Origin of the sequence: Neorhizobium tomejilense (assembly GCF_964254135.1) — a bacterium.
Taxonomy (GTDB): domain Bacteria; phylum Pseudomonadota; class Alphaproteobacteria; order Rhizobiales; family Rhizobiaceae; genus Neorhizobium; species Neorhizobium tomejilense.
Map to the genome: position 1 here is coordinate 4046409 of NZ_CAXUSO020000001.1, position 23624 is coordinate 4070032.

Sequence of the window (23624 nt, forward strand, 5' to 3'; positions counted from 1 at the left end):
TATCACGAACTATTCATGAACGGGTGAGTTGCGATTGTCTGCAACCGCCGCCATAAGGCCGAAACAAAACACATTATCCGGACGCTTCTGACTTAAGCGGTCCGGCTCTCGGGACGGGTTTGACCGCATGAAGAAGATTTTGCTGGCAGGATTGATTGCAACCGGTTTCATGACCGCTAGCCCGGCTGTTGCCGCGCTCCAATGCGGCAACGATTCATCCGGCTTCGCCCGCTGGGTCGAAGAGTTCAAGCGGGTTGCCCCTTCGAGCGGCATCAACCCCTCCGTCGTCGAGAAGGCCTTCTCGAACGTCTCCTACAACCGTCCGACCATCAGCGCCGATCGCGGCCAGAAAAGCTTCAAGCTCTCCTTCGAGGACTTCATGAAGAAGCGCGGCGGAGCTGCCATCATCTCCCGCGGCAAGGGCATGAAATCCGGGAACGCTTCGCTGTTTGCGCAGATCGAACGCCGCTACGGCGTGCCGGCCGGCCCGATCATCGCCATCTGGGGCATGGAAACCGGTTTCGGCAGCTTCATGGGTGATCAGCACACACTTTCCGCCGTCGCGACGCTCGCTTACGATTGCCGCCGCTCCGCCTATTTCACCGAGCAGCTTTATGCGGCCCTTCAGCTCGTCGGCCGAGGCGATCTGAGCATCACCGCCCGCGGTGCTGCTCATGGCGAGATCGGCCAGACCCAGTTCCTGCCGCTCAACGTCGTCCGCTACGGCGCCGACGGCGACGGCGACGGCCATATCGACATGGTCCGTTCGCGTGCCGACGCGCTCGCCTCAACCGCCAACTTCCTGAAAGGCCACGGCTGGAGGCCAGGTGCCGGTTACCAGCCGGGCGAGCCGAACTTCGGCGCTATCCAGGGCTGGAACGCCGCGAGCGTCTACCAGAAGGCGATCGCCTATATGGGCGCGCAGATCGACGGCCAATAAGCCTGCCGGCCGTGAAGTTTCGCTTCACCTGAAAAATTCAGGCCGACGCTTGTTCGGCCTGGACGGGCAGTTCGGTAAGGTCGGGACGGACGAAGTCGCCCTTGCTGTCCATAATCCACAATTCGCCGCTCGAGATATCGAACCAGGCGCCGTGAACGCTGAGTTCGCCTTTCTCTCCACGTTTTTTGACGAACGGGAACGTCTCCAGGTTGGCGATTGAATTGCGGATCGACACCCGTTCCAGCGCTGTCTGCCGCTCGGCCTGGGTCATGAACTCGTTGCTCTGGATCTGTTCGGCGGCCGGTTTGACCAGCGCCATCCAGCGGCCGATGAAATCGCCGGGAGAAAGCGGCGACATGGTCGGATCCAGCGCCGCCCGAATCCCGCCACACCGGCCGTGACCCATCACCACGATATTGTCGATCTCCAAAACCTCGACCGCATATTCCAACGCCGCCGAAGTGGCATGGAACTGGCCGTCCGGTTCAAAAGGCGGGACCATGTTGGCGACGTTGCGGACGACGAAGAGTTCGCCCGGACCGCAGTCGAAAATGGTTTCCGGTGCGGCACGGGAATCGCAACAGGCGATGAGAAGGGTGTGGGGGTTCTGCCCGGTCTCCGCCAACACGCGGTAGCGCTCGCGTTCATCGCTATAGCGCCCGCTCATGAAGTTGCGGTAGCCCGCCAGAAGTTTGGCTGGAAAGTCCGTCATGGAACAACGATTATAGCGCCGCCGAGCGAAGATCAACGGCCATTGTGCATCTGCGAACTTCCGATGCCGATTACCGCTTGGTGCGCTGCAACGGATGCATGAGCCGGCGCATCTGGACCATCGCCATGGGAGTGGAGAGGCTGGACGCGTCGGTCTCCAGTGTCAGCTCGTCGCCGCCGCGCTTGGCCGTGCGCGCCAGGACCTCGAAAACGCTCGCGGTAGCCAGCTGCAGCGCCTTCTCCTCGTCCATGCCGGCAAGGATTCGCCCCAGGAACAGGGCGCCCAACAGGTCCCCCAACCCGTTCGGCGGATTGTCGATCAGCCGGTGTTCGGCAAGCAGCGCATGTTTGCCGGTCAGGTAGAGATTGCCGGTGCCGCCCGCCATCATCGGCACGGCCGAGGTCACCAGGATGCGCGGCGGTCCGAGCGCCACCGCGGCATCCATGATGTCGTTGTTGGTTTCGAGCGGGGCGCCGGAAAGCCAGGCGAGCTCGTAGCGGTTCGGGGTGGCGATCGTCGCAAGCGGGATGAGTTCGTCACGGATCGCTTCTGCCGTCGGCTGTGGAATATAGAGCCCGCCGAGATCGCCCATGACAGGATCGCAGACATAGAGAAGGCCCGGGTTTTTCTCCTTCAGCGCCCTTATCAGCCGCGCCACCGAACGCGGCTGGGCGGCATTGCCGAAATAACCGGTCAGCACCGCCTTCACTTCTCCCAGCCATGGCGCGCGAATAAGATCGTCTATAGCCTTGTCGAAATCTGATTCGGGAAAGGTCAGCCGCGTAGAAGGCCCATGACCGGGATGCCAGGGGAGGACGACGGTCGGCATTGCCCAGACGGGAAATCCCAGCGTCTCGAGCGCGAAGACGGCGGCGCGATTGCCGACCGAGCCGCGCACGACATGGCTGGAGATGACGAGGACGGCACTGCTGGTATCCTGCATGAGATTGCTTTCCGGCTACGATGGCCCTGTTGATCGTTTCTTCGTCGCCGCATGTCAACAAGCCTTCACGGAACAATGAAACGTGTAGTGCCGACGGACATGGATCAGCCACGTTGCTGCACGATGACACACATCTAATTTATTCCGTCCAGGGACGGAAAAAGGGGAGAGGGACATGGCCGTCAGGCAGAATCCGAAACGGGAAAAACAGATCGAAAGCGCGCGCAAGATCGTCGCTGCGAGCAAGGGGCCGCATCTCGACCCGCTCATCCTGTTTGCCCGGGCCAGCACTGACGACATCGAAAGCTATACGCCGGAAATGCTGGCGCTTTCCGCCAATCATGCAGCCGAGCGGCTGATGGCCTGGACGCGGATCCGGGCCGACATCACGGTCGAACCGATCGCCGGTGTCGAGCCGGACGGTATTCCGGTCTCGGTGCTGACCGTCGTCGACCGCAACATGCCCTTCCTGTTCGACTCAGTCATGGGCGAGGTGACCGCCACCCACCGCGACCTGACCATGGCGGTTCATCCGATCCTGGTCGTTGAGCCAGGCAAGGAACCGGCGCTCCGCTCCAATGAGCAGCCCAGCAACCCGGCTCATCATGTGAGCCTCATCCAGATCCATCTTTCGCCGCTCAACGAGGAACAGGCGGCTTCGCTCACCGAGCGCATCCGCTACATCCTAGACCAGGTTCATCTGTCGATCACCGACTGGGGCTCCATGCTGGAAGTCCTCGACGGCGCCGCCAAGCAACTCAACAATTCGACAAGCCGCCGCAAAGCCGATCGCGACGAGGCGCTCGCCTTCCTGGACTGGCTGCGCGACGACAACTTCACCTTCCTCGGCATGCGCGAATACGTCTATTCCGGCAAGGGCACAGAGGCCAAGGTCGAACGCGGCAAGGGCCGCGGTCTCGGCATTCTCTCCGATCCGGATGTGCTGGTGCTGCGCCAGGGCAAGGACGCGGTGACGACCACGCCGGAAATCCTTGAGTTCCTGGACGGGCCCGATTTCCTGATCGTCACCAAGGCGAACGTGAAATCCGTAGTGCACCGCCGCGCCTATATGGATTATGTCGGCGTCAAGCGCTTCGACGAAAAGGGCGAAGTGGTCGGCGAGCTGCGCGTCGTCGGCCTTTTCACGGCAACCGCCTATACCCACTCCGTGCGCGACATCCCTCTCCTGCGCGCCAAGACCGGCCGGGTGGAGGAGCAGTTCGGCTTCGACCCCGACAGCCATTCCGGCCGCATGCTGGAAAACACGCTCGAATCCTATCCGCGTGACGACCTCTTCCAGATCGATGCCGATCTGCTAGCCCGCTTCTGCGAGCAGATCATGGAACTGAGCGAACGTCCCCGCGTCCGGGTCCTGCCGCGCATCGACCATTTCGACCGTTTCGTCTCGGTGATCGTCTATGTGCCTCGCGAGGACTACAATTCCCTAGTCCGCGAGAAGGTCGGCGACTACCTGACCAAGGTCTATGACGGCCACGTCTCCGCCTATTATCCGGCTTTCCCGGAAGGCGGCGTCGCCCGCGTCCACATGATTATCGGCCGGCGCGGCGGCAAGACGCCGAGGATCGCGCAGGGCAAGCTCGAGGAAGCGATCCGGCTCATCGCCACCCCCTGGGAGGACCGCTTCGCAGCGCTTGCGGAGGAGGGGCCGCGGCTCACCGTCACCCAGGCCTTCCAGGAAGCCTTTTCGCCCGAGGAAACCTTCGCTGACCTGCCGGACATCGCCGCCTGCGCCGCCGGCGAAACGATCCGCATCGCCTTCTATCGCCGCCCCGGCGACGCCGCCAACACCGTGTCGCTGAAGATCTTCCACAAGGACCGGCACCTGTCGCTCTCCCGCCGCGTGCCGCTTCTCGAAAACCTTGGCTTCCACGCCGTCAGCGAGCAGACGTTCGAGATCGAGGTCGGGCCGGAAAACGACCGCAAGCTGATCGTCCTCCACGACATGGAACTGCAGCTCGGCGACGGGCGCGAGGTCGACCTGTCCCGCGAAGGCCTAGCTCTGGAAGAGGCCTTCCTCTCCGCCTTCGAAGGCCTGATCGACAATGACACCTTCAACCGGCTGGTTCTGCTGGCCGGCCTGTCCGCCCGCGAAGTCACGGTGCTGCGCGCATATTCCCGTTATCTGCGCCAGACCGGCATCGTTTACTCGCAGGCCTATATCGCCGACACCCTGGTGAAATACCCGGCCATATCCGCCGCCATCTTCCGCCTCTTCCGCGACGGCTTCGACCCGAAGATCACTGAGAAGGCCCGCGTCAAGAAACTCACCGACCATCACGCCGAAATCGAAGAAGCGCTCGGCAACGTGCCCAATCTCGACGAGGACCGCACGCTTCGCCGTTTCGTCAATGCGGTCGATGCCACGCTCCGGACCAACTACTTCCAGCGCGATGCCAATGGCGCCCCGCACCGGATGTTCGCCTTCAAGCTCGATCCGAAGCTGCTGGACGGTCTGCCGGAACCCCGACCCTTCCGCGAAATCTTCGTCTACGGCACCGAGGTCGAAGGCGTGCACCTGCGCTTCGGCAAGGTTGCGCGCGGCGGCCTGCGCTGGTCGGACCGCGGCGAGGACTATCGGACGGAAATCCTCGGCCTCGTGAAGGCGCAGCAGGTCAAGAACGCCGTGATCGTGCCGGTCGGCGCCAAGGGCGGCTTCTTCCCGAAAATGCTGCCGCCGGCGAGCTCCCGCGACGCATTCTTCAATGCCGGCAAGGAGGCCTACAAGACCTTCATCCGCACCCTCCTGTCGATCACCGACAATATCGTCGGCGCCGACATCGTCGGGCCGCCGGATACGATCCGCCTCGATGGCGACGACCCGTATTTCGTGGTTGCCGCCGACAAGGGTACGGCGACCTTCTCCGACACCGCCAACGGCCTGGCGCAGGAAGCCGGCTTCTGGCTGGACGATGCCTTCGCCTCCGGCGGTTCGGTCGGTTACGACCACAAGAAGATGGGCATCACCGCTCGCGGCGCCTGGGAAGCCGTGAAACGGCATTTCCGCGAGAAAGACATCGACATCCAGACGACGCCGTTCACAGTCGCCGGCGTCGGCGACATGTCCGGCGACGTCTTCGGCAACGGCATGCTGCTGTCGCGCAAGATCCGCCTCATCGCGGCCTTCGACCATCGCGATATCGTCATCGATCCGGATCCGGATCTCGAAAAGTCCTTCACCGAACGCGAACGCATGTTCGCCCTGCCCCGGTCGAGCTGGCAGGATTACGACAAATCGACCCTTTCCGAAGGCGCGATGATCATTTCCCGCTCGGAAAAGTCCGTAAAGCTCACCAGGCAGGCCGCGGCCGCGATCGGCATCGAGAAGACGACCGCAACGCCTTTCGAGATCATGACCGCGATCCTGAAGAGCCCTGTCGACCTTCTCTGGTTCGGCGGCATCGGCACCTATATCAAGGCAACCTCCGAAACCGACGCGGAAGTCGGCGACCGCGCCAATGATCCGATCCGCATCACCGCGGTGGAAGTGCGCGCCAGCGTCATCGGCGAGGGCGCCAATCTCGGCATGACCCAGAAGGGCCGCATCGCCTACTCGCTGAACGGCGGTCGCTGCAATTCCGATGCGATCGACAATTCCGCCGGCGTCAACTGCTCCGACGTCGAGGTCAACATCAAGATCGCCCTCAATTCGGCCATGCAGGATGGGCGGCTTGCCCGCGACAAGCGGAACCAGCTTCTCGCCTCGATGACCGAAGAAGTCGGCCATCTCGTGCTGCGCAACAACTATCTGCAGCCGCTGTCGATCTCGCTGACCGAACGCAAGGGTACCGGCAACCGCGAAGAGCTTTCACGGCTGATGTCCGTGCTGGAATCGCAAGGCCAGCTCAATCGCAAGGTCGAAACTCTGCCCGATGATGCGGAGCTTGCGGAGCGTTATTCCTCCGGCAGGCCGCTGACCCGGCCAGAAATCGGCGTGTTGCTCTCCTATTCGAAGATCGTTCTCTTCGATGCCCTGCTCGACAGCAGCCTGCCGGACGACCCCTATTTCTCGGCTGTCCTGAAAGCCTATTTCCCGGCCAGGATGCAGAAGGTTTACGCGGGAGATATCCAGTCCCACCGCCTGCATCGCGAAATTGTCGCCACCACGCTCGCCAACGAGGCGATCAACCGCGGCGGCCCGGGTTTTGTGCAGCAGATGAGCGATATGACCGGCGCTACGGCGGCAAATGTCGTCAAGGCTGCCTTCCTTGCCCGCGACGGCTTCGAACTTCCCAAGCTCTGGACCGAGATCGATGCGCTGGACGGAAAAATTCCCGGCCAGCTGCAGAACGATCTCTACGCCCGCACCACCGAGACCTTTGCGGAAGCAACCCGCCTCATCCTGCAAACGCAGGTCGGCAGCGGCGACATGGACGGCGCTATGAGCCGGCTCAAGGCCGCGATCAAAGGGCTGCGCTCGTCACTCGCGGGCGGAGATTTCGTGGAAACCGCAGCCCGCGCCTCGGAACTCGAAGCGCAGGGCATACCGGCATCGCTTGCCCGTGAAATCCTGTTGCTGTCGACGCTGGTCCTGGTGCCGGAGATCATGCTGATCGCCGACCGCACCGGCGAAACCATGGCGCGCGCCACCGAGAGCTATTTCACCGTTACCGAAACCTTCCGGATCAATCGACTGATCGGCGCTGGCGAACGCATCAGCACCTCGGAACACTATGAAAGCCTAGCGCTCTCCCGAAGCCTGCAGCAGCTTGCCTCGGCGCGCCGCGATATCGTCATCGCCGCGATGACTGCCCATCCGAAGGAGAAGAAGCCTTTGGAAGCCTGGGTCGGCGGCGACCGGGTGCGGGTGAACCGCATTGGTGCCGAACTGGTGACCTTGAGCGAAAGCGGCGAGTTGACGCTTCCGAAGATCACCGTCGCGGCCGGTCTCCTGAGCGATCTTGCGCATGGTCGGGCGATGTAGGACAACGAACCGAACTGGCTGATCCGGGGGAAAAATGGCCGTTACTGATGTGGACGAAGCGCCGGCAAAAGCGAGCCGGCGCGGCATCTGGGGCTGGATGTTCTTCGACTGGGCGGCCCAGCCGTTCTTCACCGTCGTCACCACCTTCATCTTCGGCCCCTATTTCGTCTCCCGGCTGACCGAGGACCCCGTCTCGGCGCAGGCGGCATGGAGCAACATGGCGACGGTCTCGTCGCTGGTCATCGCCGTCTTCTCCCCCATCCTCGGCTCGATCGCCGACCAGGCCGGCCCCCGCAAACCGTGGATCGCCTTTTTTGCGATGATCAAGATCGCCTGCGTCTCGGCCCTCTGGTTTGCAGCGCCCGGTTCTCCGATCATCTGGCCGATGATCTTCATGATCTTCGCATCGATCGCCGCGGAGTTCTCAACCGTCTTCAATGATTCGATGATGCCGCGCCTGGTTTCCAAGGAGGATGTCGGCCGCATTTCCAACGTCGCCTGGGGTCTCGGTTATCTCGGCGGCATGATCGTGCTGATCGCCGTCGTGGCGCTGCTTGCCGCCAATCCCGAAAGCGGCAAAACGCTGATCGGCATCCCTCCGCTTTTTGGCCTCGACCCGCATCTCGGCGAGGACGCGCGGATCACCGGTCCGATCTCCGCCCTCTGGTATTTCCTGTTCATCCTGCCGATGTTCTTCTTCACGCCGGACGCCAAAAAGGGCCTGCCGCTCGCCGCGGCGGTCCGCTCCGGTATAAGGGAACTTGGCGGCACGCTGCGGGACCTGAGGCAGCGCACCGGCATCGCGAAATTCCTGGTCGCCCGCATGCTCTACCAGGACGGCGTCAACGGCCTGCTGATCCTCGGCGGCACGTTTGCGGCGGGCATGTTCGGCTGGGCGACGATCGAGATCGGCATCTACGGCATCATCCTGAATGTCGTGGCGATCTTCGGCTGCATCGTCGCCGGGTGGCTCGACCGCCTGCTCGGCTCGAAGATCGTCGTGATCATCAGCCTCGTCCTGTTGCTGGTGGCCACCCTCGGCATCATCTCCACCGGCCCTGGCTTCGTCTTCTTCGGCTTTCTGCCTCTTTCGGCAGAGGATAGCGGCGGCCTGTTCGGCACCGCGGCGGAAAAAGCCTACATCCTGTTCGGATTGCTGATCGGCATCGCCTTCGGCCCCGTGCAGGCCTCGTCCAGATCCTATCTCGCCCGCAGCGTCAGCCTTTCGGAGACCGGCCGCTATTTCGGCATCTACGCGCTCTCCGGCCGGGCGACGAGCTTCCTCGCCACGCTGCTCTTCTCGCTCATGACCTATGCCAGCGGCTCAGCCCGGCTCGGCATGGCCACGCTGCTGATCTTCCTCGTGGCGGGGTTGCTGCTGCTATTTGCGACGCCGTATCCGGCAAACAGGAAGTAGAGACGGATAGCTATTTGGTCGGGACATGGATCCTCGGGCCGAGCCCGAGGATGACGGAGTGCGTGGGTCAAACAGAGAAAAGTGGAGCGTCGCAGCTTGCTCAAATCTCTCTTTGGGCAGCCTGAAACACCCTTTCCGTCGTCATTGACCCGAGGACCCACGCCGCACGCTCAGAGCATACCATCCAGCAACATCAATGCCGGAAATGCCGCATTCCCGTGAACACCATCGCCACACCATGCTCGTCGGCAGCGGCGATCACCTCGTCGTCGCGCATCGAGCCACCCGGCTGGATGACCGCCGTGGCACCGGCGGCAATGGCCGAAAGCAGGCCGTCCGCGAACGGGAAGAACGCTTCCGAGGCGACCGCGGAACCCTTGGTCATCGGCTCGGCCCAGCCCATGGCCCTGGCCGCCTCTTCCGCCTTGATGCCGGCGATGCGGGCGGAATCGATGCGGCTCATCTGGCCGGCGCCGATGCCGGCCGTCTGGCCGTTCTTGGCGTAGACGACCGCGTTCGACTTCACGTGCTTGGCGACCTTGAAGGCGAATTTCATGTCTTCGAGTTCGGTCGGTGTCGGCGCGCGTTTCGTGACGACGCGCAGGTCGATATCCTCGACCATGCCGTTGTCGCGGGTCTGGACCAGCAGGCCCCCTGAAACGGTCTTCGCCGTCAGGCCGCGCGAGCGCGGGTCCGGCAGGCCGCCGGTCACCAGCAGGCGCAGGTTCTTCTTGGCAGCGATGATCGCCTGAGCCTCGTCGGAAACTTCAGGCGCAATGATCACTTCCGTGAACAGCTTGACGATTTCTTCGGCAGTCTCTGCATCCAGAAGCTGGTTTACCGCGATGATGCCGCCGAAGGCCGAGGTGGAATCGCAGGCGAGTGCCCTGAGATAGGCTTCCTTGAGGCTCGGACCGGTCGCCACGCCGCAGGGGTTGGCGTGCTTGATGATCGCGCAGGCCGGCGCCTTTTCCGGCGAGAATTCGGCGATCAGCTCGAAGGCGCCGTCGGTATCGTTGATATTGTTGTAGGAAAGCTGCTTGCCCTGAAGCAGTTTTGCGGTCGCCACGCCCGGGCGGTTTTCGCCGGTCACGTAGAAGCCGGCGCTCTGGTGCGGGTTCTCGCCATAGCGCATCTCTTCTTTCAGCACGCCGCCGATCGTCCGGTAACGCGGGATCTCGATGTCGAGCGCTTCCGCGAACCAGTTCGAGATCGCCGTGTCATAAGCCGCCGTGCGGGCATAGGCCTTGGCGGCGAGCTTCTGGCGGAAGGCATAGACGGTCTGCCCGTCATTCGAGCGCAGCGCCTCGATCAGCGCCGGGTAGTCGGAAGGATCGGTGACGGTGGTCACATAGGCATGGTTCTTGGCGGATGCGCGGATCATCGCCGGTCCGCCGATATCGATATTTTCGACCGTCGTCGGATAGTCGCCGCCAGCGGCGCGCACTTCCTCGAACGGGTAGAGGTTGATGACGGCAAGATCGATGCCCTCGATATCGTGTTCCTTCATCGCCGCGACATGTTCCGCATCGTCGCGGATCGCCAGCAGGCCGCCATGCACGGTCGGGTGCAGCGTCTTCACCCGCCCGTCCATGATTTCCGGAAAACCGGTCACTTCCGATACGTCGGTCACGGCAAGGCCCGCGGCGGCGATGGCCTTGTGCGTACCGCCCGTCGACAGCAGCTTCACGCCCCGCTCGGTGAGGGCCTTGGCAAGCTCGATGATACCGGTCTTGTCGGAGACCGAGAGCAGCGCGGTGCGGATCCTGATGCGGTCGGGAGCGGGGATTTTCTTGGAAACGACGGCCATCGGTCTCTCCTGGAAAGGCGCCGCGGGACCCGGCGCGAAGGTAAGATGGCCGCCCGTTAGCACAGCTTGGCGGAAGAAGAAACGGCCTATTCGCCGCGCCTCAGCATCCAGCGTATTTCCGAAGTCTCCGGCGGAGAAAACTCGATGACGAGCTGCTGGCTCGGCCGCACGCCGGAGACGTCGGCAAAGAAGATGTCCTCGTCGATCATCACCTGCAGCCCCGGTGCCGCAAAGATCCAGGTCTCTCCATCCGGCGCACGCATGCTGACGCTTTCCTCGTCCCGGCGCGACAACGTGATGACAGGATGGATATGGAAACGCGCCACCGCCAGGAAGGGTCCGTTGTCCGGCGCTTCGCCCTCCGGCAGGAAGAGCCTGTCGTGGCCCTTGATCTTGTTGCCCTTCACATTGAGGCCGATCTCGCGTTCGTGGAAATAACCGAACTGGTGGACGTAGCCGTCGTGGCTCGCCCGCAGCCAGTCATTACCATGCAAGTCGTCCCAGCGCTCGACCTCCACCTCCGACACGCCGCCGAGCAGCATGGAGCCTGCGAAGCGGGACCGGATGATGCGGCTGGACGACGTCTCGTTGAGCGTCACGGTCGAATGGGCCGGCGTCGAGCGTGCCATGTGCCGGTAGTTCCGCCCTGCATATTTCGGCGAACCGCAATTGACGATGAAGCGGTGCCGGCCGGCCGACATCTCGAAGGAAAGACAGCCCGCATGCGCTCCGCGGGAAAGCCCTGGAGAGAGCGGCCGGCCGGTATCGACAATCAGCGTCGTGCCGTCGGCCGAGAGGCGATGATAGTTCATGTGCGGCAGCGCCTTGAACGGCTTGCCGGCCGTCTCGTCGTAACGCAGCACCGACATCAGTTCGCTCGCGGGCGTCGAGCTCGCACCGTTGAACAGCGCCAGGTCGCCGTCCTGGTGCCGGAAGAAGCGAAGCGCCGGATACATGCGATCGATCGTCGGGATGAGTTTTTGCGGCAGGTCGTGGCCGAGATTGATATAGGTCTGGCGAAGCGGCAGAAGATCGATCAGCAGGTCGAGCACCGCACGCGGATTGCGCGACACATGCCCGCCATCGGCAAGGATCTGACGTTCCAGCTCCCGATCCAGCCGCCTGCCCTCACGCCGGATATAGGCGGCCCGTGTCGGCATCGAGATCGAGGCCATGGCGAGCGCGATCCTGAGCCTCAGCCGCGTATCGCCCTCGGGCGTGCAGCCGGCTATCTTCCTGAGATACCGGACCTGATAGGCGAGGCTTTTCATGAAACGGCGGTAGAAGCCGGCTTCTGCGCCCTGCATCACGACGGTGGAATGTGAAAGCCAGGCGATCACCCGCTCCGCTGCGACATGCGCTTCCCAGGCAATGCCCTGCGGCCGTCGACCATAAAGCGCGATCCAGTCTGCGACCACTTGGCGGGCGCTGGCACAGGCGGCTTCCGTCTTGTTGGTGCGGATATGGCGGAGCCAGGCGAAAGAATGCAGCCGCTCTGCTGCCGCTCGCGACGGCAGCTCGACGGAGAACGGCGATTGACCGTAGGTTTCGAGAATCCGCCCCGCGAGCGGGAACCGGCCTTCCAGGATTTCCTCCGCCACGAACGGATCGAGCGCCCTCAGATCAGTCGGCGCGACGATCAACCGGTCCGGCACCTGCATGGAAAACGAGGTCACGGCCAAGCGGAATCCGGCGGAACGCCGGCAAAGGCGTCGCCAGATTTCCCGCAAGCCGAAGGACATCAGCCTTCGGCGATCCGCGAGCCGCATCTTCAATCTGGAATACTCCGCAGGAATCAGCCTCCGCCCCGCCGGCGGGAATCAACTATTAGATTGTTCGAAAGTATCAGTCCGTATGGTGAAGAAAACCTTACCGCACCTGAAGGACGCTCGCGAAGAAGCCATCCATGCCGCCAACAAAATTTTCGCTGGCGGGCAGCATGGCCGGCGTGGTGCGGAATTCGCCAAGTGGCGAGATCGCCCCTTCCAGCCCCGGCCAATCCTTAGGGTTGACGGCCACGCGTTTCAATTCGGGATGGTCCTTGAGCACGCGCACGACCAGTTCCTCCCCCTCCAGCGAATCGAGCGAGCAATTGGAGAAAACGATAATGCCGCCCGGTTTCACCAGCGTGACGGCGTGGCGCAGCATCTTTTCCTGCAGAGCGGCGAGCTTCGTCACATCCTCCGGCCCCTTGGTCCAGAACACATCCGGATGCCGGCGCGTCGTGCCGGTCGAGGAGCAGGGCGCGTCGAGCAGCACGCCGTCCAGCAGTTCTGCCGGCTTGAAATCGAAAAGGTCGCCGCCGACCAGTTCCGCCTCGTAACCGAGCCGCCCGAGGTTTTCTTTCAGCCGTGCCAGCCGGTTGCCGGATTGCTCGACGGCGATCACCTCGGCACCGGCCGCGATCAGCTGCGCCGTCTTGCCGCCGGGAGCGGCGCAGAGGTCGGCGACCTTCTTGCCCTTCAGGTCGCCGAACAGCTTTGCGGGAATGCTGGCGGCGACATCCTGCACCCACCAGACGCCTTCGTCGAACCCTTCGAGCGCGGAAACCGCGCCATCGAAGGCCGCAAGGCGGATGCTGCCGGTCGGCAGAACCGTGCCGCCGAGCTTTTCGGCCCAGGCTGCGGGATCGGATTTGACCGTCAGGTCGATGGCCGCCGGAACGAGCTGGGCTTCGGCGATACGATCCGCCTCCACCTCACCATAGAGGGCGACCAGGCGCTTGCGGAACCAGGCCGGCACCGGAGACATGCTGGCAGTCGTGGCAAGGATCTCGTCCTTTTCCCGGTCCAGCCGGCGCAGGACAGCATTCACCAGCTTGGCAAAACGGCGGTTGCGCGGATCGCGATTGGCCTGTTCGACCGCAAGGTCGACGGCCGCATGCGGCGGCACGTCGAGATGCAGGATCTGCGCAGCAGCAATCACCAGCACGTGGTGAAGCGCCCGAGCGCCTTCCGGCAGCGGCGTGTCGATCAGCGAAGCGATCGCCGCCTCGATGCGCGGCAGATGACGAAGCGCGGTGTTGAGGATGGCGCGCGTCAACGCCCGATCGGCATCGCTGAGCGCCCTATAGGCCGGATTGCCATGGACGAGGTCGAGCATGCCGTCGAGCGAGATCTTTCGGTCGACAACGGCCGCCAGAAGCTTTGCGGCCGTGACCCGAACTTCGAGACCCGCCTTGAAGGGGCCGCTTTCCCGCTCCGAGTGAGCCGGTTTCCTGCGCTGTTCCGCAGGTTTGCCTGCTGGCTTGTAAGGCTTCTTGTTCTTCTTGGCTTCGTTCAAGACCAGGGACCTTTGCGCGGTTCATCCGAGCCGCGGCCCCAACCGGTATTCGGAACGGAGCGCGCGGTGCGCTGCGGTCTATCAGCCTGGAACCCGGCCGTCGAGGCACTGGCCCGAGAACCACCGGGGAACTGGCCGGCCATCTGCTGCAGCGCGGCGATCCGGTTGCCGGTGTCCGGGTGGGTAGAGAACAGGTTGTCCATGCGCTCGCCCGACAGCGGGTTGATAATGAACATATGCGCCGTCGCCGGGTTGCGCTCGGCCTCGTAGTTCGGGATCTGATGCGCCGCACCGGCGATCTTGCCGAGTGCCGAGGCGAGCCACAAAGGATTGCCGCAGATCTCGGCGCCGCGCCGGTCGGCCGAATATTCGCGCGTCCGGCTGATCGCCATCTGCACCAGCATCGCCGCGAACGGAGCGACGATCATCGCCACCAGCACGCCAACGAAACCGAGCGGATTGTTGTTTTCGCGGTTGCCGCCGAAAAAGAAGGCAAAATTGCCGAGCATCGAGATCGCGCCGGCAAGCGTCGCGGTGATCGTCATCGTCAGTGTATCGCGGTTCTGGATATGCGCGAGCTCATGCGCCATCACGCCCGCCACTTCCTCATGCGTCAGCCGCTGCATCAGCCCGGTGGAGGCCGCAACGGCGGCATTCTGCGGGTTGCGGCCGGTCGCAAAGGCGTTCGGCTGCGGATTGTCATAGACATAGACTTTTGGCATCGGCAGGCCGGCATTGGCCGAAAGATCGCGGATCATGTTGTAGAATTCCGGCGCGCTGCGCGCATCGACCTCCTGCGCATGATAGGCCGACAGAACCATCTTGTCGGAATTCCAGTAGGAAAACAGGTTCATCCCGGCAGCGATCACCAGCGCGATCATCATGCCGCCCGTGCCGCCGATCAGGAAGCCGATCCCCATGAACAGGGCCGTCATGAAGGCCAGAAGCATGGCGGTGCGCATTACATTCATCGTCATCTCTCCCGTTGCCGATATCGTCCCAGGGCGGTTAAAGGGTTTTCCACTGGGCGCGAACGGCTTATGATGTGGTCAATTCGACCAGAATTTTCAATAATCCACCCGGCGAAGGCCACGATGCAAAGCGCAGACAATGACAATTCAGAAATCATACCGGAAGAAGGTGCGCCCAAGAAGCCACTTTCCCCAGCCGCCGAGCGCGCGCTCAAGGAAGCCGAGGAACGCCGGCAGGCGGCCGCCAAGGCCGAAACACCGCAAGAATTCGGCGGCCGCGGCGGTGCCGACCCCGCCCGCTTCGGTGACTGGGAGATCAACGGCCGGGCGATCGATTTCTAAGTAAATACTGGCTATATTATATTTGACGCACCCACGCGAGAATCGGCTATCATGTGAATCTTAGGTTGAAACCCAAGGAGATTCGCATGGCCGACCAAACCGTGAAGATTGCAAACGACGCTGGCTCAAACTGCCGGGTAGCTTTTGACCTGATGGAAAAGGTAATGTTCCGCGACAAAACCGAAACCTACACGAACAAGAAGGATATAATCAATCTTTACGTTGATTGTCTTCTTGCAACTTATCAGAACAAGCTCTGAATATTTCGTCTTCGGCCTGCTTAACTAGACTAAGCGCTTCCTCGACCCGATGTCGCCGCGATATTGAAGAAAAGCTTCAGGCATTCAAGGCGTGCGGTCTTCTCTGTTCATTTTTGCCTCTCACTATTTGTCGTATATTGGGCATAAAAAACCCGCTTAGTTGGCGGGCTTCTTATCCTTAGTCGGCTTATCGCCTTTCGACGGAGGCGGCGATTTGGCTAATTTTCCTAGGGTCTTGTTGAAGCGGTCTTCGTCGGCGTCTGTTTCCAGCTCCCGAGCGGCCTCGCGGAATTTGTCCGACTGTGATCTAGTGCCCATCATTCAACCCTCGAATAAGCGCGCGATGTCCAACAATTATATCTTTGCCGATGAAGCTGGCTGTTTTACGTTCAACCGAAAACAAAACGTGAGCAAATATTTTATCATTTGCACGGTCACAACCACCAGCCTTGATGTTGGTCATGCTCTCCATGAACTTCGCCACCAATTGCTGTGGGAAAAAGCCGAAGTTGGTGACTTCTTCCATGCCACCGTGGATTCTCAGGCGATCAGAAACCGTGTTTTTGAAGAAATTCTAAAGCACGACTTCCAGGTTCAGGCAACCATCTGCGAGAAGGCCAAAGCCCAGCCCCACGTCTGCAAGGAAAAGTCTCGATTTTACAAGTACCCTTGGTTCTATCAGTTCAAGCACGGCATATCTCGGCACGTCGATAAAGACATGCGGGTGATGATTACCGCCGCGTCTATTGGAACGAAGAAAGAGCGGGCAACTTTTACCAATGCACTGAGCGATGTCATGTCACAGACCATCAAGGGAGTGCCTTGGGCTGTTGACTTCCGGCCGTCTCATTGCGACCCGTGCCTGCAACTAGCTGACTATTGCGCTTGGGCCATCCAGAGGAAGTGGGAGCTAGGCGACACCCGCTCTTACGATCTCATCGAAGACAGAATCTCGTACGAATACGAACTGTGGAAATACGGCAAGACATTGTACTATTGAGGAAGTGCAGCCCGCCATATCGGCGATCTTAGCTATCTCCTGAAAGTCCCGGGGGCCTTTATCACTAAGCAAGGGCTGCACCGTTTATGTACATGCCTGCAGTGATTCAGTCAATAGAATCACTGGCTTATGGGTTAACCTTTGAATCAACCCATTGGTTTCTTAGAGTTCTTTTTTGTTAGGTCCTTCATAGGTGAGGCGACGGCCCTTAGCGCCAACAGGTGCGTTCATTGCCCGGTTACTGTCGTTCACACCAAGCGCGATGCGGTTGTTCCGCCCATGGGCTCCAGTTCGCCAGAACGCATTGCTTCGCGGATGCGGTGCGACAGGAACCAAGCCGACTTGAGAGTGATCTCCAGAATGCGGGAGCTGGTTGGAGCTAATGCCGTTCTTGCTGGAGCAGATCAGGTGGATAGCCTGCAACCACTTGTGAAGCTGGATATGGCTTTCTTCAAAGATCGTGCCCATGCGAACGGGGAACTGCTGGCGGCAAGTTGCGCACTTCTTCTGGCCATGACGTTCAATGCCGTTGGGGCTTTTCTTCGAAGGCTTCGAGTGAACGCCTTCAGCTGCCGCAATGGGGGCAAGTCGGACCGTTAGCCACAAAACACTTTCAACGCGTTCGAAGCGGCAGCATCATTATGAAAATATTCCTTTCTCAAAATCGACACGGCGAACATTCTAACCCGTTGAACCTTTGCAGGCCTTTTTGTTTGGTTTGTCAAATATGATACCGCCCAAATATTCCTATTGACTTCACTCCCGTGTCGGAATTTATTCCTTTTTATGATCAAGTCGCTTCTGATTCTCACTGGCATCGTCGCGGTGTTTGCCACCGAAGCGGAAGCGCGTGACGAGATTTCCGGGCCGGTGGCAGCCGAAATCCTGCGGGTCATCGACGGCGATACGCTGCTGGTCGAAGCGCAGCCCTGGCCGCAGCAGAAGGTGGAAGTTTATGTGCGTATTCGGGGCATCGATGCGCCGGAGCTGAAATCGAAATGCGAGCGGCTTCGTGAGGCGGGCATCGACGCCCAACGGGCGCTCGAAGCGCTGACCGCCCAATCACGCAAAATTCAGCTCACCCATATTTCCGGCGACAAATATTTCGGCCGCATTGTCGCAGACGTGGTGCTCTCCGATGGCCGCAGCGCCGGCGGCGATCTGCTGCTCGCCGGCCTCGTGCAGACCTATGACGGCGGACGCAAGCCGCGCGAGACCTGCGACCTCAACTGAAAAGGCCGCCAGGTTTCCCGAGCGGCCTTTGGGTTCGATCAGCCCGCCTTGTTCTGGCGGTTGGCGATCAGGTCGTCGACCACGCCGGGATCGGCAAGCGTCGAGATATCCCCGAGCGCGCCGAAATCATCCTCTGCGATCTTGCGCAGGATGCGGCGCATGATCTTGCCGGAGCGGGTTTTCGGCAGGCCGGGTGCGAACTGGATCTTGTCGGGTTGCGCGATCGGGCCGATCTCCTGGCGCACATGCTTCACCAGTTCCTGGCGTAGCGCGTCATTGCCTTCGTGACCCGACATCAGGGTGACGTAGCAATAGATGCCCTGGCCCTTGATGTTGTGCGGATAACCGACGACGGCGGCTTCGGACACGAGACTGTGGGAGACGAGTGCCGATTCCACCTCTGCCGTGCCGAGACGGTGGCCGGAAACGTTCAGCACGTCGTCGACGCGGCCGGTGATCCAGTAATAACCGTCTTCGTCGCGCCGGCAGCCGTCACCGGTGAAATATTTACCCTTGTAGGTGGAGAAATAGGTCTGGATGAACCGCTCGTGGTCGCCATAGACCGTGCGCATCATGCCCGGCCAGCTGTCTGCGATGCAGAGATTGCCGTCGGCCGCCCCTTCCAGCACCTTGCCCTCGTTGTCGACCAGTTCCGGTTTCACGCCGAAGAACGGTACGGTCGCCGAACCCGGCTTCAGGTCGGTGGCGCCCGGAAGCGGCGTGATCATGTGGCCGCCGGTTTCCGTCTGCCACCAGGTATCAACCACCGGGCAGCGTTTGTCGCCGACCACGTTGTAATACCATTCCCAGGCTTCCGGATTGATCGGCTCGCCGACTGTGCCGAGCAGACGCAGGCTTGTCCGCGAGGAGCGTTTCACGAACTCGTCGCCGGCGCCCATCAGCGAGCGGATTGCCGTCGGCGCCGTGTAGAAAATGTTGACCTTGTGCTTGTCGATGATTTCCCAGAACCGGCCCTGATCGGGGAAGTTCGGCACGCCTTCGAACATCAGCGAGGTGGCGCAGTTCGCCAGCGGCCCGTAGACGATGTAGGAATGGCCGGTCACCCAGCCCACATCCGCCGTGCACCAGTAGATGTCGCCGTCATGGTAGTCGAACGTATATTCGTGAGTCATCGCCGCGAAGACGAGATAGCCGCCGGTCGTGTGCAGCACGCCTTTCGGCTTGCCGGTCGAACCTGATGTGTAAAGGATGAACAGCGGATCTTCCGCCTTCATCTTCGCCGGCTCGCAGTGCTCCTTCACGGTGGCGATTTCCTGGTGGTACCAGAGGTCGCGGCCGGGCGCCCAGCCGGTCTTGCCGCCGGTGCGGCGCACCACCACGACCTTGTTGACGATCACGTGCTGGCGGGCCGCGATATGGATCGCGGTATCGGTATTGTCCTTGAGCGGCACCGGCTTGCCGCCGCGCACGCCCTCGTCGCAGGTGATCACGAAAGTGGACTGGCAGTCGATGATGCGGCCGGCCAGCGCTTCCGGCGAGAACCCGCCGAACACGACCGAATGCACCGCGCCGATACGGGCGCAGGCGAGCATCGCATAGGCCGCTTCAGGGATCATCGGCATGTAGATGGTGACGCGATCACCCTTCTTGACGCCGTGTTTCTTCAAGACGTTGGCCAGCCGGCAGACCTGATCGTAAAGCTGGTTATAGGTGATCTTCTTGTCGATATAGGGGTTGTCGCCTTCCCAGATCAGCGCCGTGCGCTCTCCATGGGTCTTCAGGTGGCGGTCGATGCAATTGTAGGAAACGTTGGTCAGGCCGTCCTCAAACCACTTGATCGAGACCTTGCCCTTGAAGGAGGTGTTCTTGACCTTGGTATAGGGCTTGAACCAGTCGATGCGCCTTCCATGCTTGCCCCAGAACTTGTCCGGGTCCTCAACGCTCTCCTCGTACCACTTCTCGTATTTATCCTTGTCGATGAGCGCCTTCGCTTTGGCAGACTTGAGGACCGGGTAGACTTTTTCCGACATGAACACCTCCCTGAATTGGCACGCATGACGACGCATCGAGCCGTCAGCGATATGTGCCGCATTCATAACAGGTGAGGCAAGGGCGGCAATTAGACAAACGGTTCATCTCGGTGCGACGATCTCGCTTCAAAGATTTGCAATTCTGTCCCAATTCGATTATAGGGCGGTAAATTCCCGGAAATTGTGGTTGATACCCACGGCCCGCGACACCGGCGCGGACGGACAGAGGACCTATACCCATGGCTCAACAATTGCTCATGCCGAAGGCGACCGCTGTATGGCTGGTCGACAATACCGCGCTTTCCTTCGAACAGATCGCCAATTTCTGCAAGCTCCACCCGCTCGAGGTGAAGGCGATTGCGGATGGCGAAGCGGCGCAGGGCATCAAGGGCCTGGACCCGATCGCCACCGGCCAGCTTTCGCGCGATGAAATCGAACGCGGCGAAAAAGACGTCAATCACAAGCTGAAGCTTTCGGAGCCGAAGGTTCGCGTGCCGGAATCGAAACGCCGCGGCCCGCGCTACACGCCGGTCTCCAAGCGCCAGGACCGCCCGAACGCCATTCTCTGGCTGGTTCGCAACCATCCGGAATTGAAAGACGCACAGATTTCCCGCCTCGTCGGCACCACCAAGTCGACGATCGAGCAGATCCGCGAGCGCACCCACTGGAACTCGACCAACCTGACGCCGATGGATCCGGTGACGCTCGGCCTCTGCAGCCAGATCGACCTCGACCTCGAAGTCGAGCGCGCTTCCAAGGGCCGTCCGCTGCCGACCGCTGCCGAACTCGGCGCTTCCCTGCAGCCTGCGGCTGAAACCGAAAACCTCGGCTTCAGCTATCGCAACGAGCGCGAGGAAGAGAAGGAAAAGGAGATCGACGCGGACGCCGTTTTCGCCAAGCTCTCGTCGCTCAAGTCCACCCGCCGCGACGACGAGGAAGACGAGCGCTTCTGATCGAACCATTTCGATTGCATGAGAAAGCCCCGGGAGACGATCCGGGGCTTTTTTCGTTCAGGCGCTCTGTTTCAGGCCACTGCCCTCGCGGGCATAACCGTTCGCCTTCAGGATCGCGGTGATCTCGTCCAGCACCGTCGCATCCTCGATCGTTGCCGGCATTTTCCACGGCATGTCGTCGGCAATCTTCTGCATCGTGCCGCGCAGGATTTTGCCCGATCGGGTCTTGGGCAGCTTGTGAACCACCATCACCGTCTTGAACGCCGCCACCGGGCCGATCTCGTTGCGCACCAGCTCGGCCACTTCTCTCGCAATATCAGTGATTTCCCGTGAAACATGGTTCTTCAGCACCATGAAGCCGCAGGGGATCTGCCCCTTCGTCGCATCGTGCACGCCGATCACAGCGCATTCGGCGACGTCCGGATGTTTGGCGCAGGCTTCCTCCATTGCCCCTGTCGAAAGACGATGGCCGGCGCAGTTGATGATGTCGTCGGTGCGCGCCATTACGAAGATATAACCCTCCTCGTCCATCACCCCGGCATCGGCCGTCTTGTAGTAGCCCGGGAACTCATCGAGGCAAGCCTCGCGGAACCGCTGGTCAGCATTCCAGAAGCTGACGAGGCAGCCGGGCGGCAGCGGCAGTTTGATGACAATATTGCCGAGCGTCCCGCGCGGCACCGGATGGCCGGCATCGTCCAGCACGTCGAGCGCATAACCGGGCATCGGCCGCGTCGGCGAACCGTGCTTGACCGGCATCAGACCGAGCCCGACCGTGTTGGCGGCGACAGGCCAGCCCGTCTCCGTCTGCCACCAGTGATCGATCACCGGGATCTTGAGCTTCTGCTCGGCCCATTTCAGTGTTTCCGAATCGGCCCGCTCGCCGGCGAGGAACAAGGCCCGCATCCCGGTCAGGTCGTATTTCCCAACCAGCTCGCCCTCCGGATCGTCGCGGCGGATCGCCCGAAAAGCCGTCGGCGCCGTGAACAGCACTTTCACGTCGTGATCGCTGACGACCCGCCAGAACGTGCCGGCATCCGGCGTGCCCACCGGCTTGCCCTCGAAGATCACGCTCGTATTGCCGGCGAGCAGCGGCCCGTAGACGATATAGGAATGGCCGACCACCCAACCGATATCGGATGCCGTCCAGAACACCTCCCCCGGCTTGACGCCAAAGATGTTCTCCATGCTCCAATGCAGCGCCACCATGTGCCCGCCATTGTCGCGCACGACGCCCTTGGGCTGGCCGGTCGTTCCGGACGTGTAGAGGATGTAGAGCGGATCGGTGGCCTTGACCGGCACGCATGGTACGCCCCTGCCCCGCGCCTTCTCCACCGCCTCCGAGAAATCCAGCTCTCCCCGCTCCGACCGCAGCTCCACCTGGAGCTGTTCGCGCTGGAGTATGAGGCAATGTTCGGGTTTTACGCGGGCAAGCTCGATCGCCTGGTCGAGCAGCGGCTTGTAGGCGACGGTGCGGCCAGGCTCGAGGCCGCAGCTCGCGCTGATCACCAGTTTCGCTTCCGAATCGTTCAGCCGCGCCGCCAGCTCCAGCGCCGCAAACCCGCCGAACACCACCGAATGCACCGCCCCGAGCCGGGCACAGGCAAGCATCGAGAAGATCGCTTCCGGCACCATCGGCATGTAGATGACGACCCGATCGCCTTTCTCGATGCCGAGATCCCGCATCACGGCGGCGATCGCCGTTACCTCCTCGAGCACCTCGGCATAGGTGAAGCTCTTCTGCCTTCCCGTCATGGCGCTGTCGTGGATGAAGGCGCGCTGTTCGCCACGCCCTGCGGCCACATGCCGGTCGAGGCAGTTGTGGCAGGTGTTGGTCTCCCCGCCGGTGAACCAGCGGCCATAGACCCCTTCGTCCCTGTCGAAGATTTTCTCCGGTTCCTTGAACCAGTCGATGGCGGCGGACGCGCCTCTCCAGAACCCTTCCGGGTCCTTTTGCCAGCCTTCATAAACGTCGAAATAGCGGCTTTGCATCTGCACCTCCCGTCACATGAGCACAGCCCGGAATGGTCAATCTAGGGTGCGGGAGAGGTGCGGGAAAGCCCGACGAAAGCGCTAGGTACTTGGCGAAAGCCTGTTTTCAGCGCGAGCCGAAGATGGCCGAGCCGACCCGAACGCTGGTCGCCCCGAATTCGACCGCCGTCTCGAAATCGCCGGACATGCCCATGGAGAGCTTTTCGACGCCACATTCCCTGGCGAGCTTGGCAAGCAGCGCAAAATGCAGCCCCGGATTTTCCTCGGCCGGCGGAATGCACATCAGCCCCTCGATCGAAAGCCCGAGCTCGTTGCGGCAAAGCTCCACGAAGGCAACGGTCTGCTTCGGCTCGATCCCCGCCTTCTGCGGCTCAAGCCCGGTATTGACCTGCACATAGAGCTTTGGCGCCTTGCCCTGTTTCCTGATCTCGTCGGCAAGCGCGCGGGCGATCTTTTCCCGGTCCACCGTCTCAATGACATCGAACAACGCCACGGCATCGGCGGCCTTGTTGGATTGCAGCGGCCCGATCAGATGCAGTTCGATCTCAGGCGTCTCGGCCTTCAGTTCCGGCCACTTGCCCTGGCTTTCCTGCACGCGGTTTTCGCCGAATATCCGTTGTCCGGCTGATATCACCGGTCGAATGTCCTGCACGTCGAACGTCTTCGAAACCGCCACGAGCGTCACCGACCCAGCAGGTCGCTTCGAGAGGCGCTCTACCTTCCCGATCCGTGCCTTCACATCCTGCAGCCGTTCTTCGACGCTCATGACCCATGCCTTCCGCTTTTCTTGCAAGCCCAGCGCTTAACCCTCATATAAGGCTCTGCCAAGGGTGTTTCGC

17 protein-coding genes and 1 pseudogene are annotated in these 23624 nt (G+C 61.6%); 8 read left to right on the forward strand and 10 right to left on the reverse strand.

Annotated elements, in window-relative coordinates:
* Nucleotides 1-127: 127 nt before the first annotated feature.
* Nucleotides 128-940, forward strand: coding sequence for a lytic murein transglycosylase (locus ACSQ3G_RS19950; RefSeq protein WP_436111267.1), 813 nt, complete (start codon nucleotides 128-130; stop codon nucleotides 938-940).
* 37 nt (nucleotides 941-977) lie between these two features.
* On the opposite strand, the gene ACSQ3G_RS19955 is transcribed toward ACSQ3G_RS19950, so the two are convergent.
* Both ACSQ3G_RS19955 and pdxY read right to left on the reverse strand, forming a co-directional pair.
* Nucleotides 978-1652, reverse strand: a complete 675-nt coding sequence (locus tag ACSQ3G_RS19955; protein ID WP_038547289.1) for a carbonic anhydrase — start codon at nucleotides 1650-1652, stop codon at nucleotides 978-980.
* 70 nt (nucleotides 1653-1722) lie between these two features.
* Entirely contained in the window at nucleotides 1723-2595 is an 873-nt protein-coding gene (gene pdxY / locus ACSQ3G_RS19960; RefSeq protein WP_436111268.1) for a pyridoxal kinase PdxY, read from the reverse strand.
* A gap of 175 nt (nucleotides 2596-2770) precedes the next feature.
* On the opposite strand from pdxY, the gene ACSQ3G_RS19965 reads away from it, so the two are divergent.
* Both ACSQ3G_RS19965 and ACSQ3G_RS19970 read left to right on the forward strand, forming a co-directional pair.
* Entirely contained in the window at nucleotides 2771-7537 is a 4767-nt protein-coding gene (locus ACSQ3G_RS19965) for an NAD-glutamate dehydrogenase (RefSeq protein WP_436111269.1), read from the forward strand.
* A gap of 34 nt (nucleotides 7538-7571) precedes the next feature.
* A complete protein-coding gene (locus tag ACSQ3G_RS19970) occupies nucleotides 7572-8954 on the forward strand; it encodes an MFS transporter (protein ID WP_436111270.1) in 1383 nt (460 codons plus the stop codon).
* 193 nt (nucleotides 8955-9147) lie between these two features.
* Here the strand turns inward: ACSQ3G_RS19970 and purH are convergent, their stop codons facing one another.
* The 4 genes from purH to htpX all read right to left on the reverse strand — a co-directional run bounded on the left by purH (nucleotide 9148) and on the right by htpX (nucleotide 15017).
* On the reverse strand, nucleotides 9148-10764 hold the full coding sequence (gene purH, locus ACSQ3G_RS19975) for a bifunctional phosphoribosylaminoimidazolecarboxamide formyltransferase/IMP cyclohydrolase (protein ID WP_436111271.1): 1617 nt from the start codon (nucleotides 10762-10764) through the stop codon (nucleotides 9148-9150).
* A gap of 86 nt (nucleotides 10765-10850) precedes the next feature.
* Nucleotides 10851-12533: a heparinase II/III family protein gene (locus ACSQ3G_RS19980; protein WP_436111746.1), complete on the reverse strand. Its 1683-nt coding sequence runs from the start codon at nucleotides 12531-12533 to the stop codon at nucleotides 10851-10853.
* A 100-nt stretch (nucleotides 12534-12633) separates the two neighbouring features.
* Nucleotides 12634-14052 (reverse strand): RsmB/NOP family class I SAM-dependent RNA methyltransferase, encoded by a 1419-nt coding sequence (locus ACSQ3G_RS19985; RefSeq protein WP_436111747.1) that lies wholly within the window; start codon nucleotides 14050-14052, stop codon nucleotides 12634-12636.
* Complete coding sequence (htpX, locus tag ACSQ3G_RS19990; RefSeq protein ID WP_105440132.1) at nucleotides 14043-15017, reverse strand: zinc metalloprotease HtpX; 975 nt, start codon at nucleotides 15015-15017, stop codon at nucleotides 14043-14045. The genes ACSQ3G_RS19985 and htpX overlap by 10 nt, the downstream gene beginning before the upstream one ends.
* Before the next feature lie 123 nt (nucleotides 15018-15140).
* On the opposite strand from htpX, the gene ACSQ3G_RS19995 reads away from it, so the two are divergent.
* From ACSQ3G_RS19995 to ACSQ3G_RS20005, 3 genes are all read left to right on the forward strand, one after another.
* Complete coding sequence (locus tag ACSQ3G_RS19995) at nucleotides 15141-15359, forward strand: DUF1674 domain-containing protein (RefSeq protein ID WP_046668133.1); 219 nt, start codon at nucleotides 15141-15143, stop codon at nucleotides 15357-15359.
* An 86-nt stretch (nucleotides 15360-15445) separates the two neighbouring features.
* Nucleotides 15446-15619 carry a hypothetical protein gene (locus tag ACSQ3G_RS20000; RefSeq protein ID WP_436111272.1) on the forward strand — a complete coding sequence of 58 codons (174 nt, stop codon included), beginning with the start codon at nucleotides 15446-15448 and terminating at the stop codon, nucleotides 15617-15619.
* Nucleotides 15620-15962: 343 nt separating this feature from the next.
* On the forward strand, nucleotides 15963-16619 hold the full coding sequence (locus ACSQ3G_RS20005) for a DUF3800 domain-containing protein (RefSeq protein ID WP_436111273.1): 657 nt from the start codon (nucleotides 15963-15965) through the stop codon (nucleotides 16617-16619).
* Nucleotides 16620-16891: 272 nt separating this feature from the next.
* Here ACSQ3G_RS20005 and ACSQ3G_RS20010 read toward each other — a convergent pair.
* Nucleotides 16892-17290 (reverse strand): annotated as a pseudogene (locus ACSQ3G_RS20010) (transposase); the annotation flags it as partial.
* 115 nt (nucleotides 17291-17405) lie between these two features.
* Between ACSQ3G_RS20010 and ACSQ3G_RS20015 the strand changes: the two are divergent.
* Nucleotides 17406-17852: a thermonuclease family protein gene (locus ACSQ3G_RS20015; RefSeq protein WP_436111274.1), complete on the forward strand. Its 447-nt coding sequence runs from the start codon at nucleotides 17406-17408 to the stop codon at nucleotides 17850-17852.
* 38 nt (nucleotides 17853-17890) lie between these two features.
* Here the strand turns inward: ACSQ3G_RS20015 and acs are convergent, their stop codons facing one another.
* Nucleotides 17891-19843 carry an acetate--CoA ligase gene (acs, locus tag ACSQ3G_RS20020; RefSeq protein WP_436111275.1) on the reverse strand — a complete coding sequence of 651 codons (1953 nt, stop codon included), beginning with the start codon at nucleotides 19841-19843 and terminating at the stop codon, nucleotides 17891-17893.
* A gap of 239 nt (nucleotides 19844-20082) precedes the next feature.
* Between acs and ACSQ3G_RS20025 the strand changes: the two genes are divergently transcribed.
* Nucleotides 20083-20796 (forward strand): DUF1013 domain-containing protein, encoded by a 714-nt coding sequence (locus ACSQ3G_RS20025; protein ID WP_436111276.1) that lies wholly within the window; start codon nucleotides 20083-20085, stop codon nucleotides 20794-20796.
* A 57-nt stretch (nucleotides 20797-20853) separates the two neighbouring features.
* On the opposite strand, the gene ACSQ3G_RS20030 is transcribed toward ACSQ3G_RS20025, so the two are convergent.
* Together ACSQ3G_RS20030 and ACSQ3G_RS20035 are read right to left on the reverse strand one after the other, a co-directional pair.
* Nucleotides 20854-22785: a propionyl-CoA synthetase gene (locus ACSQ3G_RS20030; protein ID WP_436111277.1), complete on the reverse strand. Its 1932-nt coding sequence runs from the start codon at nucleotides 22783-22785 to the stop codon at nucleotides 20854-20856.
* A 106-nt stretch (nucleotides 22786-22891) separates the two neighbouring features.
* Nucleotides 22892-23551, reverse strand: a complete 660-nt coding sequence (locus ACSQ3G_RS20035) for a YggS family pyridoxal phosphate-dependent enzyme (protein ID WP_436111278.1) — start codon at nucleotides 23549-23551, stop codon at nucleotides 22892-22894.
* Nucleotides 23552-23624: the final 73 nt, after the last annotated feature.